This is a genomic window from Candidatus Viadribacter manganicus (assembly GCF_001679665.1).
Classification (GTDB): domain Bacteria; phylum Pseudomonadota; class Alphaproteobacteria; order Caulobacterales; family Aquidulcibacteraceae; genus Vitreimonas; species Vitreimonas manganica.
In genome coordinates, this window is the sequence record NZ_CP013244.1 from 3,435,858 (window position 1) to 3,450,979 (window position 15,122).

Annotated in this window: 17 protein-coding genes; 12 read left to right on the top strand and 5 right to left on the bottom strand. The window is 59.6% G+C overall.

Features of this window, described 5'->3' with window-relative positions; all coding sequences use genetic code 11:
• Positions 1-110 precede the first annotated feature (110 nt).
• Positions 111-1,466 (bottom strand): MFS transporter, encoded by a 1,356-nt coding sequence (locus tag ATE48_RS17570; RefSeq protein WP_066773839.1) that lies wholly within the window; start codon positions 1,464-1,466, stop codon positions 111-113.
• Between the two features lie 258 nt (positions 1,467-1,724).
• Between ATE48_RS17570 and ATE48_RS17575 the strand changes: the two genes are divergently transcribed.
• The 5 genes from ATE48_RS17575 (at position 1,725) to ATE48_RS17595 (ending at position 5,393) form a co-directional block, all read left to right on the top strand.
• On the top strand, positions 1,725-2,567 hold the full coding sequence (locus tag ATE48_RS17575) for an alpha/beta fold hydrolase (protein ID WP_066773841.1): 843 nt from the start codon (positions 1,725-1,727) through the stop codon (positions 2,565-2,567).
• Between the two features lie 93 nt (positions 2,568-2,660).
• On the top strand, positions 2,661-3,470 hold the full coding sequence (locus tag ATE48_RS17580) for a helix-turn-helix domain-containing protein (protein ID WP_066773842.1): 810 nt from the start codon (positions 2,661-2,663) through the stop codon (positions 3,468-3,470).
• A gap of 157 nt (positions 3,471-3,627) precedes the next feature.
• On the top strand, positions 3,628-4,278 hold the full coding sequence (locus ATE48_RS17585) for a TetR/AcrR family transcriptional regulator (protein ID WP_083197450.1): 651 nt from the start codon (positions 3,628-3,630) through the stop codon (positions 4,276-4,278).
• 107 nt (positions 4,279-4,385) lie between these two features.
• A complete protein-coding gene (locus ATE48_RS17590; RefSeq protein WP_083197451.1) occupies positions 4,386-4,820 on the top strand; it encodes a hypothetical protein in 435 nt (144 codons plus the stop codon).
• 69 nt (positions 4,821-4,889) lie between these two features.
• Entirely contained in the window at positions 4,890-5,393 is a 504-nt protein-coding gene (locus ATE48_RS17595; RefSeq protein WP_066773844.1) for a DoxX family membrane protein, read from the top strand.
• Between the two features lie 38 nt (positions 5,394-5,431).
• On the opposite strand, the gene ATE48_RS17600 is transcribed toward ATE48_RS17595, so the two are convergent.
• The 4 genes from ATE48_RS17600 to ATE48_RS17615 all read right to left on the bottom strand — a co-directional run bounded on the left by ATE48_RS17600 (position 5,432) and on the right by ATE48_RS17615 (position 9,517).
• Complete coding sequence (locus ATE48_RS17600) at positions 5,432-5,617, bottom strand: hypothetical protein (protein WP_066773846.1); 186 nt, start codon at positions 5,615-5,617, stop codon at positions 5,432-5,434.
• 176 nt (positions 5,618-5,793) lie between these two features.
• Positions 5,794-6,129, bottom strand: coding sequence for a hypothetical protein (locus tag ATE48_RS20150; RefSeq protein ID WP_228126690.1), 336 nt, complete (start codon positions 6,127-6,129; stop codon positions 5,794-5,796).
• An 82-nt stretch (positions 6,130-6,211) separates the two neighbouring features.
• On the bottom strand, positions 6,212-8,692 hold the full coding sequence (locus ATE48_RS17610; RefSeq protein WP_228126691.1) for a TonB-dependent receptor: 2,481 nt from the start codon (positions 8,690-8,692) through the stop codon (positions 6,212-6,214).
• Positions 8,693-9,052: 360 nt separating this feature from the next.
• A complete protein-coding gene (locus ATE48_RS17615) occupies positions 9,053-9,517 on the bottom strand; it encodes a MarR family winged helix-turn-helix transcriptional regulator (protein WP_066773850.1) in 465 nt (154 codons plus the stop codon).
• A 93-nt stretch (positions 9,518-9,610) separates the two neighbouring features.
• On the opposite strand from ATE48_RS17615, the gene ATE48_RS17620 reads away from it, so the two are divergent.
• The 7 genes from ATE48_RS17620 (at position 9,611) to ATE48_RS17650 (ending at position 15,106) form a co-directional block, all read left to right on the top strand.
• Positions 9,611-10,651: a cupin domain-containing protein gene (locus tag ATE48_RS17620; RefSeq protein ID WP_228126692.1), complete on the top strand. Its 1,041-nt coding sequence runs from the start codon at positions 9,611-9,613 to the stop codon at positions 10,649-10,651.
• A complete protein-coding gene (locus ATE48_RS17625) occupies positions 10,648-11,349 on the top strand; it encodes a fumarylacetoacetate hydrolase family protein (RefSeq protein WP_066773852.1) in 702 nt (233 codons plus the stop codon). Before ATE48_RS17620 ends, ATE48_RS17625 begins: the two co-directional genes overlap by 4 nt.
• Before the next feature lie 2 nt (positions 11,350-11,351).
• Complete coding sequence (gene maiA / locus ATE48_RS17630) at positions 11,352-11,990, top strand: maleylacetoacetate isomerase (protein WP_066773853.1); 639 nt, start codon at positions 11,352-11,354, stop codon at positions 11,988-11,990.
• 32 nt (positions 11,991-12,022) lie between these two features.
• On the top strand, positions 12,023-13,228 hold the full coding sequence (locus ATE48_RS17635; protein ID WP_066773854.1) for a 3-hydroxybenzoate 6-monooxygenase: 1,206 nt from the start codon (positions 12,023-12,025) through the stop codon (positions 13,226-13,228).
• Between the two features lie 13 nt (positions 13,229-13,241).
• Positions 13,242-13,694 (top strand): hypothetical protein, encoded by a 453-nt coding sequence (locus ATE48_RS17640; protein ID WP_066773855.1) that lies wholly within the window; start codon positions 13,242-13,244, stop codon positions 13,692-13,694.
• Positions 13,695-13,946: 252 nt separating this feature from the next.
• On the top strand, positions 13,947-14,399 hold the full coding sequence (locus ATE48_RS17645; protein WP_066773856.1) for a hypothetical protein: 453 nt from the start codon (positions 13,947-13,949) through the stop codon (positions 14,397-14,399).
• A gap of 131 nt (positions 14,400-14,530) precedes the next feature.
• Positions 14,531-15,106, top strand: coding sequence for a nuclear transport factor 2 family protein (locus tag ATE48_RS17650; RefSeq protein WP_066773858.1), 576 nt, complete (start codon positions 14,531-14,533; stop codon positions 15,104-15,106).
• Positions 15,107-15,122 lie beyond the last annotated feature (16 nt).

Sequence of the window (15,122 nt, forward strand, 5' to 3'; positions counted from 1 at the left end):
TCGCTCTTTTGGTCGCGGCAGCGAAGGTATCCCGCGTCTGGTGCCCGTAGAACGGACGCTCAGCAGGTGTCTCTAAGCAGTTGTCTCTAAGGCGTGCCCGTGCAGGTCGTTTACCGACTGGTTTGCTTTTCGCCCGAGGGCAATCTTGGGGTCGTCGTCAGGTCCAGCTTCTTGCGAAAGCTCTCTGTCGAGAACAGAATCGCTACTGCCGAGATCGCGCACAGCGCGATGTAGAAGACGCCGACCAAAGTCGCGTCCTCGCCGCCGCCCTGCGTCAGCAGCCACGTCGCGATCAGCGGCGCGAACCCGGCGCTGACAGTCGACCCGATCTGAAAGGTTACCGCCATACCGCTATAGCGGATGTCGGCGGCGAACTTCTCGCCCAACCAAGCGCTGATTGGACCGCCCATGAGGCCGTGTATCAATGGGTTACAAAGCGCGAACGCGATCAGCAGTGAAAGTGGATCGCCCGCAGTGATCAGCGAGAAGATCGGGAAGATTAGCGCCATCCCCGCAACAGCGCCGGCGAGCATCACCGGCTTGCGGCCGATGTGATCGGAGAGAATCGCAAAAGTTGGGATGGTGAAGATATGCAGCACGTTGACCAGCGTCAGCAGGCCTAGCACCTCTGAGCGCTCGTGACCGCCTACACTGATGGCGTAATTGACCATGAAGGTGGCGGTGAGCGTGGTCATCGCAAGGCAGGCCAGCGCGCCAAGCACGCCATTTAGAACTTCGCGTGGGTAAGAGCTGAACACGACGAACAGAGGAATCTTCGGCTTTGTTTCGCGCGTGCTGCTCTCTTGCAACGCGACGAAGTCCGGCGTTTCATCGACCGATCGGCGCAGATAGACCGCTATTCCCACCAGGAAAGCGCTGAGCAGGAATGGCACTCGCCAACCCCAGTTCAGGAATGCATCCTCGCTCATCGCCGCGAACGGCATCAGCGCCAACGTCGCTAACACCGCGCCAGTCGGCGCGCCCGAGCCGACAATTGAAGCTGCAAACCCGCGAGACCTCTTGCCGGCGTGTTCCATCGATAGCAGGGTGGCTCCTGCCCACTCACCGCCAACGGCGAAGCCTTGCACGATCCGCAGTGCGATGAGCGACAACGGCGCGGCGATGCCGATTTGGGCGTACGAGGGCAGCACGCCCATCAGGAAGCTGGCGACGCCCATTAGGTAGAGCGTCAGCATCAACATTTTCTTGCGGCCGATCTTGTCGCCGTAATGGCCAAAGAAGATCGCCCCAAGCGGACGCGCGACGTAGCCGGCGGCAAGTGTGCCGAGTGAAGCAAGCGTCGCGACCGCCGGATCGAGCGCGAAGAACACGTGGGGAAAAATCAGCGCGGCGGCGATCCCATAAAGCAGAAAGTCGTAATACTCGATCGCCGACCCGAGATAGCTCGACCACAAGGCACGGTGGCGCATGCTCTTGGTTGATGCAGTCTCGGTTGCCTCGGTCATCGCCGCTCTCCCGCATTTTGTGTTCTATGGCGAGCCCGTGGGGAGGTCCGTGACCTCAACATGATCGCACAAATTTCTTGAACCTGTATTCTGGAACCGATTATCATGTCTAGAGCGAGAGCACTTGGTGTTTGGCCTTGCGCGGTCGAGCGGCAAGCGCCTCGCGAGATTTAGAGTTTGACCAATTGTGGCAATGATTTCTGTTCGTTAGTGGGCGAATCGAGATCTGAGCCAGGGCGGTCTAGGAGAGACAACGCAATGGCTTTGGTCACGCAAGAGGGCGCCAGCAGACGCATCCGGACGAAGAACTGGGACGTCCACTACAGTGAGGTTGGCGAGGGCTTTCCGGTGGTTCTGGTCCATGGAGGCGGTCCTGGCGCTTCGGGCTGGAGTAACTACAACCCAAACATCCCCGCGCTCTCAAAGCACTACCGTGTGCTCGCCATCGATCTGCCGGGTTGGGGGCAGTCGCAGCCAGTGTCGTACGAGCAGCGTGACAATTCCGGTGTGCTGGCCGAGTTCTTGGAAGCGCTCGGCATCAAGAAGGCGGCGCTTGTCGGCAACTCGATGGGTGGCGCGTCAGTGATACGGCTTGCTTACGAGCGCCCAGAATTGGTCTCGCACCTGATCACAATGGGCTCGCCATCGGGCGTGCCTGGCATTTTTGAAGCTGGCGGCCTCACCGAAGGCGTCAAGGTGCTGGAGCGTGCCTATTTCGCCCCGAGCCTCGACACAATCCGCGCGCTCACCAACGTCATGACGTTTGATAGTTCAAACGTTACTGACGAACTGATCGCAGAGCGTTTGCAGAACACGCTGGCGCAGAAGGCGCACGTTGACAACTGGATCGCGGGCCACGGCAAGGGCCCTATGGTGCGTCTCAATCAGGAACTGATTGCGACCATCAAGGCGCCGACGCTGTTGATGCATGGCCGCGACGATCGCGTCACTCACTTCACGCATGCCATTCGTTTGGCGGGGATGATCCGCAATTCGCGCGCACTGATCGTGAACCGTTGCGGTCACTGGCTCCAGCTCGAACACGCGGCCGAATTCAACTCAAACGTACATCGCTTCATTCAGGACAACCCAGTGGCTTGAGCTGGCATCAACCAACGGTCCTCCGCGTGCAAATAGTCGCAACACTCGTCAAATCGCGCACGCGGGCGAGGCCGGGCCGATGGGAGGCGCGAGATGGCGATTGACGGACGATTGCTTGTGGTCATCGAGTCGATAAACGATCTTGGTGTCTGTACGGTTGTGGACATCCATCGCGCCACCGGCATTTCCCGCCCGGCTGTCCATCGCATGGTCGAGAGTCTATGCGCCTTTGGCTACGTCGAGCGCGTCGGTGGTAGCAGCGCGATCCGGTTGACCGCTCGTATCCTGGCGCTCAGTGCAGGCTACAGGCCGGAGAACAGGCTTGGCGACATTGCCGTTCCCGTGCTGGCGGAGCTGCAACAGCAGGTGCGCTGGCCGCTGTCGTTCGCGACACCACAGGATGACGCAATGATCATCCAGGAAACCACGCGGGATCAAAATCCCTTTGTCTTTGATGGCGGTCGCACCGGGCTTCGCTTAGCTATGCCGACCACTGCGATCGGATGCGCGTTTCTGGCAAACGTCGACATCACCGATTGTGAGGCAATCTTGGCGCTATGGCGCGAGCGCCACGGGGAGGAGAAGGGCGCCCGGCAGACCTTGGCGGCCGCGCGCTATCGGATCGAACAGGCGCGCGAACTGGGTTTTGCGCTACGCTCCGGCGGGGCGCCGAAGCGAACAACATCGTTGGCGGTTTGCGTCATCGTGAATTCGACGCCAGTTGGCGCACTGTGCACCACGTTTCCGACTTCCGCCGTTTCACTTTCGGAAGCCAGCGCAGCATACGTTCCACCGCTCAAGCAGGCCGCGAAAGCCATTGCCGCGTCGTGTGAGTGCGCTTCCGATACGAACAGTCGCGGCAGGCCTGCGCACTGGAGCCGGCAGGCGCGCGCAGCGCGCTAGCGCGCGTCGTCGGCCCTGATTCGCGCTAGTTAAGCCTTGCATTGCCGATTACAGCAAAACTACTTTGTCGGCAGGCGACCTGCCCATTCGTGTCGATGGCCGTCCTGGGTGCCTATCGTGGGGGCGCCAAGATGGAAGGGCTGAAGATGAGCACGATATGGTGAAGGCGCCCCCACAACGAGAGCGGCGTCGTGGAGAGCATCGCTCGACGGCAGCCAATCGCCAGAGGATCTTGGATGCGACCCTGAAGGTCGCGGAGAAATTTGGCTATCAAGGAACGACTATCCCGCGGGTGGCGCTGCGCGCGAAGCTGCCCACCGGCAGCGTCTATTGGCATTTCGAAAGCAAAGACATGCTGTTCGCTGCCATGATGGATCAGAGCCGTGCATGGCTTAGTGAGTTTCATGCACGTCGCCGCCCACTGCCAGGGGAGACCGCGCGCGCGCATCTGGAACGGATCTACTGCAACGCTGACGACAACGTCGCCATCCCGGCACACGATTTCTGGCGCCTGGGCGTGATCTTGAGCATCGATCAATCCGTGCGTGAGCAAATCTCGCGGCAGCGCTTTCTCGATTTGCGGAAGGACGTCACGGAAGAATACGCATCCTGGTATAGGCAAACCTTGCCGGCGGACATCCAGAAGAAATGTCCCGACCGCGCGATTAAGCTCGCGAAGTTCACCCTAATTCTCGCGGACGGCAATTTGGTTATGAACGCGTCGGGAGAATCGCTGAAGGACTATTTGCGCATGGCGGGCCTTAGCTTGATCGGTTTGGCCGAGGCCGACCCGAAAGTGTTGCCCTAGCCGAAGGCCGATTGTCCGCTTTACGGACGGTGCGCGGAATTTCCGTTACCGCGACCTCTGCATGGTGTTAGCGAATTGACGTTTAAGGACGCGCGCCAGGAGAGATCATGGTCACGGTGAAGCGCTCTAGCTTGAGGGTCTTGTCGATAGCTCTCGGTCTCCTGTTCATCGCGGGCTTTTACTACTTCTTCCACTATCGCTTGCCGTGGGATTGGGATGCGCCCGGCACAGGCAGGTTGCCGCGAGAGATCGTGAGCGGCTTCATGTCCGAAGCCTACGATAACGGTCGTGGCGCTGGTGCGGCTGCAGACTACTTCGCCAGCGATGGTGTCGACAATGTGCCGTTAGCTCAGGACCGACAAGATGGAGCGCCCATTCCGCACGAAGTGCTTTCGGTCGTTGCGCAAGGTCAAACAGTGGTGGTGATACATCGCATCGGGCCAGCGCGTGGGGAGTCGGCGATAGAAGCCATTGATGTGTTTGCGACCAACCGTGGTCGCATTGTTTCCCGCCAGCGTTATCTAACCGAGTTCGATCAATAACGTCGCCGATGCCGACCGCGAGAGGGGAAAAAGATGCCTCACAGAGATCCCGGTGTAGTGACAGACAGTGTGACACTCGCACTTGATCTGGACACCGCGTGGAAGGCGATTGTCACACTGCTTCGGCTTATCCTTGGCGCTTGGATGATCATCAGCGGTTTCAGCTACTGGGCTCCGCATTTCGGTCTGGAGCCGGCGTTTCCTCAGCCATTAGGGACGTTACCGCTCTCTAACCAGATGCTGGTCACTATGATTGAGGTTGGGCTTTTTGATTTCGTCAAAACTTGCGAAATCGTAGGCGGTCTGTGCCTGATCTTCGGCGTGTTTGTGCCATTCGCCACGGTGCTGCTGTTGCCGATCTCTGCAATTGTCTTTTACAACGCGATCGGCCTTAACGTGCGCACGGAGCGCCTGTTTGACATGACCTATCTGGGCGTGTCGTGCCTCTACATGAACATCATCGTCGCGCTGGGCTATATCCGTTATTACGTTCCGATGCTGACATTTCGCTCAAGCCCCGGCAGTGTCCGCGATCTTGGACATCTGCCAAATCTCTTCGATCCGAAAAACTAATTCGCGACTTCAAGGGGGGATCGGCGCGCCGGGCGAGGCTAGTCGAGGCGGCTCTTGTTTCTGAGCAGCATCCATATCAGCCCGCCCCACGACACGCCGAAAGCGACCAGATCATAAGTTCTGATTGGCCTGTAATCGGAGTAGAAGAGCCCGGTGGATCCTATGTATGCTGCTGCGGTGAGGCCGACACAGATCGCGACCGCAATCCACTTGTTCTTGTTCATGGCCCTTCCTTGCGATTTGCGTGAGTGGTTAGGTGGGCCGATTGTTCGGTGATGCGTCTACCGACCTCAGCTCGGTAAGCTTCTCTGCCATCCCATACCCAAAGAGGCTCGAGCTTCGGCTGCACCGCAGCGGAAACCCATCCGCTGTACGCCAGTAGCAAAACTCCATTCAAGAATTACTCTTGAGGACCTGTAAACAATTGGCGCGGCGTGGCGACTACGAAGGTGTTCAGCCAGAATATATTCACCGACGCGGGCATTTCCAGGATCAAGGCAAGGAGTGGAAAGCGGTTCGCGACCAGCATCGTGCCGGTTATGATTTCCAGATACTTGATGAATTGGTAGACATAGATGTCTGCGTTCGCTTGCACCCAAGCTCCGCCCGCTCCTGGAATTTCAGGGACGTATCCGGTGAGCGCATAACGCAAGCCGGAATACATCAAATGTGCTCCGAAATAATATCTGAGCCAGTGGACGACGTAGTACCACGGTGATTGAGAGGCCAGTCTCAAGACTGTCTCCTGTGCCTGTGCGAGAAAAAAAAGGAGCCGTCATGGTCTACATGACGGCTCCAGAAGAGCGCGGGAGGGAAGGTTAGAACTCGTAGCGGAGTTCAACCGCGAATTCCTGTGGACGGCCGACATCGAGCATCTCGAAGCCGAACACCGCATCGTGAACGCCGGCTGGTAGGCCAGGCGTAGGCTTGGTCGTAGGACCGGTCGGATCGAAGCCATTGGTGAGGTAGTATTCGTCAGTCAGGTTCGTTCCGACCAGCGCGAGTTCCCACCCGTTGCTCGACCGATAGGCGATGCGCCCGTTGAGTAGGCCATACGATGGCAAGATCACCATGTTCGACGGCTGAGGGAAGCTCGCCTGCTCATCCTTGTAGCCATAGTTGAGGTCAAAGGTCACCTCGGCGTTGTTGGCCAGGGGTTGGGTGTAGTTGACGCCCACCGTGTACGACAGTTCTGGGCTTCTGAAGTAGGGCGTGTCCGGTGTGGCGGTGGGTTGACCGCTAATTCCGTACAAGATCCCGTCATACCGAGCATCGACATATCCAAGGCTTGCTCGCAACAGCAGGTTGTCGGTGACCGCCGCCATGAACTCAAGTTCAACACCCTCTACGGTCGCGTCGCCGTTGATGGTGTAAACCAGTGGAGGTGGGCCCGGGTCGGCCAGCTGAATCTGCTGATCTGTGTAGGCCGTGTGGAAGTAAGTCGCGTTGAAGCGTATGCGGTTATCGAAGAGGTCCGAGCGCCAGCCGGCCTCATACGTCACAAGATTTTCTTCGTCGTACGCACTCAGTCCGCAGTTCGGCAGCGGCGATGTGGAGCAGGTGGACGCCACCGTGTCGTTAAAGCCGCCTCCTTTGAAGCCTTGCGCGACGGACACGTAGGTCATGATATCCGGCGTCCAACGGTACTCAATGCCTAAGCGTGGTGATAGGTTCTCCCATTCACCCGAAATGCTCTGTGGCACCGCCGTCAACACAGGTGGTGCGCCAACAGGGATGCGACCGCGAGCCTCGCGAAACGCCGTGAAGTCCTTTTCGTCGTGAGTCCAACGCAAGCCCAATGTGGCGCTAAGTTGTTCGGTGAAATCGAACGTCGCTTGTCCATAGGCCGCCAGGCTGGTCGTGCCGATGTCCTTGTACTCCAATTGGCCCTCGCCGACCGTACCCAGGGCAGCGCTATTGGCGCCGCCGGACGGATCGAAGCGACGACGCGTGTCGAGGGCTTGGTCGTCATAGTAGAAAGCGCCGACTTGCCACCGCAGGCGATCGCCGAACGAACTGCCTATCAATTGGAACTCTTGAGTGAAGTACTCGATCTCGACAATTGACGACTGCTGCACCAGGGGGATTGGCGTGCGGTCCCAATCTTGAAACTGGAACTGGTCGGACACCCGGTATCCGGTTAGTGAGTTAAACGTGATAGCGTCGTTGATATCGTAGCTCAGGCTAAGCGAAATGCCGGTGCTCTCGAATTCGTTTCGATCCGGAACGCCACCATAAATCGAGTAATCGCCAGTCTGAGAATAGTAGAAATCCAAATCGCTCTGGATGCAGGCTTGCACGCTAGCCAGTGCGACGGGGGCTGCGAGTACCGGGCCCTGACCGCAGTAGTTTGATGGTGACACCGACGCCGGCATAAGCGCGCGCATCTGATTGACGCGGGCTACGTTTACGGGCGGACCACCGACAGACTGAGCGCCATAGAGAGCCGCCGGGTAAAGGTCCGTCGCCGAGTACTCGCCTATGATGGTTGGCGAACCATTGTCGCTGGTGTTGATGGAGTCGATTGTGAAATTGATGTCGAGCCGATCGGTTGGCTGCGCTCGCAATTGAAGGCGAAATGTTTCTGAATCGGCGTCACCAACGCTCGACCCGTCATCGACACGGGTAATGTATCCGTCGCGGCTATTGCTTGCGAACGAAAGACGAGCGGCGATATCCTCGCCGAGGGGCAAATTAAGCATGCCGCTGACGTCGCGACGCTCGTGAGTGCCAAGCGTTGCACTCAGGCTTCCTTCCAACACTGAGGCTGGCTGATGCGTGACGTAGCGAATTGCTCCGCCCGCCGTGTTGCGTCCAAATAGTGTTCCTTGCGGTCCGCGAAGAACCTCAATGCGTTCGACGTCTAGAAGGTCCAGCAGGGCGCCATGCGGACGAGCGAACAGTATGTCATCGATGTAGACGCCGACGGCGCTTTCTTGCGTGACGAATCCCTGAGGTGCACCGCCGATGCCGCGAATGGCGAAGCTCGCCACTGCATTGCCCTGAGCGGCGGTCCCTCCTGCGCTTAGGTTGGGAATGAAGGTGTCGAAGCCAGAAAGGTTGTCGATGCCGATGGCGTCGAGTTGTTCGCTACCAAGGGCCACCACTGAAAGGGGCGTTTCCTGGAGGTTCTGCTCGTATCGTTGCGCTGTGACGATTATCTCACCAACGCCGCCGTCTTCCTCTTCGGCTTGTTGAGCGTGCGCAGCGCCTGCAAACGTCGCGCACGACAATGCAGAAGACATGAGCAACAGCGCGACTTTGCCCGCGCCAAAGCGAGTGCTTGCAACCTCAGCCAATGTTTCCTCCCTCTCCCCGACGCACTCTTGCACGAGATGCGCAAATCGAGCGTCACTCATGGCGCCGGCGGCGTCCCAGCCAGTCCGAACCAAGCTCGTTGTGCCCATGTTTGGGCTTTCTTTAGGGAACCATAGGCGAAACTAGAATATAGAATCCAGAGAAATCTCTTTGGGGCGTCCATGATCGCGGGCGGCCTGCCCCATGAGGCGGAAGGTTGTTCAACAAAAACAAGACTTAGGAATAGGGGGAGCCAAGTGAGGGCTGCCGGTGGCTGGCGTTCACCCTTGGAGACCAACGCTGCTGAGGGTTAGTTGGTGAGGACGATTGGCGGGTGGCGCCGACTGCGACGGTGGCCGCGCTCAACCAGGAAAGCGTAGTGGAGCCTTGCTGCGGGCGTTGTTCGCAGTGGTCGTCTTCGCGAGCAGGGCGGTGAATAGGCTTCGTTCCTCGGGGGAGAGACCGCCAAGAATTTGCCGCTGAATGCGCCGAACAATTGGGTTGGCGACCTCGAGCAAGTCACTGCCTGTCGGCGTGATTTCAAGTCTATGTGCCCGGCGGTCCTCTGCATTTGCTGACCGGACCACCAGCCCTTTCGAAACCAATCGATCGACGACGCCTCCGATAGTCACGCGATCATAGGCGATGAGGCCCGCAAGTGTGCCTTGATCGATGCCCGGTGACGTTGCGAGCGCGTTCAGCGCCGCATACTGAACTTGAGTCAGATCGATTTCGGCGGCAGCCATCTCGTCGTCGAAGATGGACACCGAGATTTGGTGCAGGCGGCGAATATTGAAGCCTGCCAGTTCATGGAAGTCTAAGCGCATGCCCTTCCGCTTTAGCCGGATTCGGCGACGTGCCGCGTTGACGATTTGAAATAGGTAGCATACGACCTAATGCGTTGACGAGAGGTGAGGCCTGTGAGCACTACGCTTGGCTCGCTTGAAGAGCTGCCGCAGGACTATCGCGACGCGATGAACGCCGCGGGCGTCGCACCGCTTTGGCCGATGATGCGGAACCTTCTTCCCCACAAGCGGCCGATTGCCACGACAAAGTCGCATCACTGGGCATTCGCAGATTTGCGGCCGTTACTGTTGCGCGCCGGACAACTCACTCCAGTGGAAAAAGCCGAGCGGCGGGTGTTGGTGCTTTCCGATCCCGGGCGCGGCGTTGGCTCCATGCAGGCCACGGCGTCGATATATCTCGGCATGCAATTGCTGTTGCCTGGTGAGACCGCCCCCGCGCACCGGCACACCCCCAGCGCGGCGCGTGTGATCGTTGAGGGGGAGGGCGGGTTCACTATTGTTGAGGGCGAAAAGCTGCCGATGCAGGAAGGCGACATCGTCCTGACGCCGGGCGGCCGATGGCACGATCACGCCCACGAGGGAGACAAGCCGGTAATTTGGCTCGACGCACTAGATTTGCCCTTGTTCGTCTATTTGGAGGGCTCTTACGCTGAAGAGGCGCCGCTACAGGCGCGCCGCAATCGCCCGGATGCGTCCGAAGTCGAGTACTTGGCTGCTGGCTTGCGGCCACCGCGCTCGCCGAGTGCGCCCACGGCGCAATATCCAATGATGCGCTTTCCCTGGCGACGCACTCGCGAAGCACTGCACGCAATGGCGAAGCACGCGGGCGCGGAAACAGTCGAGCTCGATTACGTCAATCCGGAAACCGGCCAGGCCGTTCTACCCGCTCTTGGCTTCGCCGCGCTGATGCTGCGACCGGGGGAGGTCGTGCGTCCGGCATTGCGCTCGACCAGTGAAGTTTATCACGTCGTGCACGGCAAGGGCGTCGCCATGGTCAACGGTGAGCGCATGCGCTGGGGTCCGAAGGACACCATCAGCATTCCGGTGTTTTCCGAAGTCACTCTCAGCGCCGATGGCGAGGAAGCTTTCCTGATCCGTATTCACGACCGGCCGCTGCAGGAAAAGCTCGGTTACTACGAGGAGCGCCCGCGATGAGCGAGCAATTACTGTTTCCGCCTGAGCCTACCTACACGGTGCCGGTCACCGGCGAGACCGCACTGTATCCGGTGCGCCGAATCTTTTGCGTTGGTCGCAATTATGAAGCGCACGCCCGAGAGATGGGAGTCGAGGTCGACCGCGAGGCGCCGTTCTATTTCACCAAGCCTGCGTCGGCGATCACGCTGAGCGGCGCGTGTGTCGCGTACCCGCCGGGCACAAGCAACTATCATTACGAGATGGAACTCGTGGTCGCGATCGGCGCGCCGGCGTTCAAAATCAGTGTCGAGGATGCGCTTAAAGTCGTGTACGGCTACGCTGCCGGCTTGGACATGACGCGCCGCGACCTCCAACTCGCTGCCCGCGCCAAGCAGCGCCCCTGGGACCTTGGAAAGGCATTCGAACAATCGGCGATTATCGCGCCGATTACCAAGGCCGCCGCGTTCGGCGCCGTCGGCCAGCAGCGTATTACGCTTAAGGTGGGCGAGGCGATCAAGCAGCACGCTTCCCTTTCCGATCTGGTCTGGAGCGTGGCCGAATTGGTATCGCATCTGTCGGGCTTCTATCACCTCGGCCCGGGCGACCTGATCTACACCGGCACGCCTGAAGGCGTTGGCCCGGTTGTGTCTGGCGACGCGATCACTGGCACGATCGATGGCCTGACCCCGGTGCAGCTCTCGATCGGTCCGCCAGAATGAGGATGCTCCTGCACGGCTACTTCCGCAGTTCAGCGGCGTACCGCTGCCGCATCGCGCTCAATCTGAAGGGCGTGAGTTACGAACCGTCGTTCGTGCACTTGCGCCGCGGCGAGCAGCGTAGTCCGGCCTATCTCGTTCACAATCCGCAAGGGCTGGTGCCGGCATTGGAAACCGAAAGCGGCGACCTGACCCAGTCGTTGGCGATCATAGAGTGGCTGGACGAAACCTTCGCCAACCCGCCGCTGCTGCCGCGCGATGCGCACCTTCGCGCCCGCGTGCGAGGCTTTGCCCAGGTCATCGCCGCTGACATCCATCCGCTCAACAATCTGCGCGTGCTCAACTTTCTGCGAGAGGAGCTGCAGTGCGACGAAACCGGGTTGGATAAATGGCGCAAACGCTGGATCTTGGAGGGGTTCGACGCGTGCGCGGCGTTGCTGCAGCTCGATCCAGAGGGGCCGTTCTGCTTCGGCGATGCGCCGAGTCTGGCTGACATTTGCCTCGTGCCACAGGTTTATTCGGCGCAGCGCTTCGGCGTCGATATGAGCGCCTGGCCGCGGCTCCAGCAGATTTTCGATGCGTGCGAGGCGCTTCCGGCTTTCGCCGACGCTCATCCGCACAACCAACCCGACTGCGACCTCTAACACCAAGATCAGGCGGGGAGGAGGAAACGGCAATGAAGAACGACACGCCTATCCTGATCGCCGGTGGAGGCATCGGCGGGCTCGCTACGGCGAAGGGTCTCTCGTCGAAGGGCTTCCGGTGCATCGTGCTGGAAAAATCGCCTGTGTTCGGTGAGATCGGCGCCGGCATTCAGCTCGGCCCGAATGCGTTTCACGCCTTCGACTATCTCGGCGTCGGCGACGCTGCGCGCTCGATGGCGGTCTACATCGACAGCCTGCGTTTGATGGATGCCTTGAGCGCCGACGAGATAGTCCGCATTCCGTTGGAGGCGGAGTTCCGGGCCCGCTTTGGCAACCCTTATGCGGTCGTCCACCGTGGTGAGCTGTTCAGTGTTTTTCTCGAGGCCTGCAAAGCGAGCCCGCTGGTGGAGCTGCGCACCAGCGCGGAAGTGGCCGACTACGAACAAGATGGCAAGCGCGTCACCGCGATCCTGGCCAATGGCGAGCGCGTCGCCGGCGCGGCGCTGATCGGCGCGGACGGCCTGTGGTCGAACGTGCGCAAGCGCGTGGCGGGCGAGGCCAAGCCGCGCGTCTCGGGTCACACAACTTATCGTTCCGTGATCCCCACCGAGCAGATGCCGGAGGACCTACGATGGAACGCGGCCACGCTATGGGCGGGACCGAAGTGCCATATCGTCCATTATCCACTATCGGGGTGGAAGGCCTTTAATCTCGTCGTGACTTACCACAACGACGCGCCGGAGCCCGTGGCGGGCAAGCCGGTGGCAGCCGATGAAGTTCGCCGCGGCTTCGAGCACGTGCACGAGCGCGCGCGCCAGATCATTGACTTCGGTACGAACTGGAAGCTCTGGGTGCTGTGCGATCGTGATCCCATCAGCAATTGGTGCGACGGACGGGTGACGCTGTTGGGCGACGCGGCGCATCCGATGATGCAGTACTTCGCGCAAGGCGCATGCATGGCGATGGAGGATGCCGTCTGCCTCTCGGCGCAACTGGAAGCCGCTGACGGCGATATCGAACGCGCTTTTCGTGCATACCAGGATATGCGCGTTCTGCGCACCGCACGCGTTCAACTGCAATCGCGCTGGATAGGCGACCACATCTACCATCCGGCAGGGCCGCACGCCGCGCTGCGAAATCAGATCATGCAAGCAAAATCCGCCGAACAATGGTTCGAGACGCTGCACTGGATCTACGGCGGGAGCGGACTAGCCGGCGGCGCTGCAGCGATACTCTGATCGGGAGGGAAAAATGAAGTACTTCATCTTGTGGGTGAGGATCGCCTTCGGCGCTCACTCCCTGATCTCAGGCAGCAACTATTTTTTCGATTTCTTGCCGCAGCCACCCACCGGGGCCACGCCGATCGGGCCGTTCATCGACGAGATGGATGCGACGGGTTTGTTCGCCGTCATCAAGGTGGTGGAAACACTAGTGGGCGTTTGCCTGCTGACCAACCGCTTCGTGCCGATCGCGCTGGTTGCCGAGCTACCGATCTCGATCACCATCTTCTATCTCAGCACGTTCGTGACGGAATCGCCGCGTTCAGTTTTCACTGGCCCGCGCGAGCTGTTCTACAACACGTTCCTTCTTGTCAGTTACGCTGGTTACTATGTGGCGCTCGCCAGCGCGCTGTCGGCGCCCAAGCCGCTTTGGGCCAAAGAGGTGCGGGAGCAAGTCGTGCGCAATCTATTGGTTTGGAAGTAGGAGGGGGCAATGGACGTTAGCATCAGTGGTTATGACGCCATTCACTACTCAATCGCGACCATCGTCACTCTGGTGACGATCATCTACGACGTCGTGCGCAAGAACCGTAGTTAGCATGGCTTTGAGCGCGATATTGGACGAAGCGGGAGGGCACGCGGCGCTACGCAATAAGTTCATGAGAGCAAAGACGGCGGGTGATATCCTGCAATTGCTCTATGGCCGGCGGCGCGCTCACTTAAGCGGGGGAGCGCGATGAAGTACCTCATGCTTTGGGTTCGGGTCGCTTTCGCCGTTCACTCGCTGGTGTCAGGCACCAACTATTTTTTTGACTATTTGCCGCCGCCACCGACGGACGGCACGCCGGTAGGGCCGTTCATCGACGAGATGAATGCGACGGGCTTGTTCGCTGTCATCAAGGTGGTGGAAACACTAGTGGGCGTTTGCCTGCTGACCAACCGCTTCGTGCCGATCGCGCTGGTCGCCGAGCTGCCGATCTCGATCACGATCTTTTATCTCAGCACGTTCGTTGACGGTTCTCCGCGTGCGATCTTCATCGGCCCGCGCGAGCTGTTCTACAACACGTTCCTTCTGGCCAGTTACGCTGGTTACTACGTGGCGTTCGCCAACGTGCTGTCGGCGCCCAAGCCGCTTTGGGCCAAAGAGGTGCGGGAGCAAGTCGTGCGCAATCTATTGGTTTGGAAGTAGTACGGGGCAATGGATGTTAGCATATGCGTGTACGTCGCCATTCACCACTCAATCGCAACGATCGTCACCCTGGCGGCGATCATCTACGACGTCGTGCGTGAGAACCGCAGTTAGGACCCCGGAGCACGATAATGAATGAAGCGATCCGTCGCCGGAACGCCGGAACGAGCCGGCGTTCAGCCTTGCTGCTGCCGGCAGCACTCGCGAGTGCAGTTACTGCGGCGACGGCGGAGGCTTCGCCTCGGCGCCGGTTGACGCTTGAGGATCGCGCCGCGATCCAGGATCTATTCAGCGCGTATTTGTGGGCGTTCGATTGCAGCGATGTCGACGGTTTCCTCGATCTGTTCACGCAAGACGCCATTCTCATCGGCATCGGACGCCGTTACGAAACTGAAGCAGCGATGCGTGATTGGTTCCTCAATCTACTGAGCACGCGCGACACCGCCGGCGATGTGTGGCTGCACCAAGCGGGGCAGTTCCGTTTCGACGGCGATGGCAGCTCTTGCGTGGTCTATGCTTATGCAACGCACTTCCGTTTGCAGCCTGCGACGCGTGAATTGGGTGTGCGTAGCCTCGGCTACTACGTCAATGAGTGTGTCAAGGCGGAAGGCGCCTGGAAGTTTCGCCGCTTCAGCATCAATCGCTGGGACAACACCACACAACCCTGGAAAAAGCCGAAACCGTGGGAAGCTCCGCAAGTAGAATGATCGCGCTCGCCTCCCC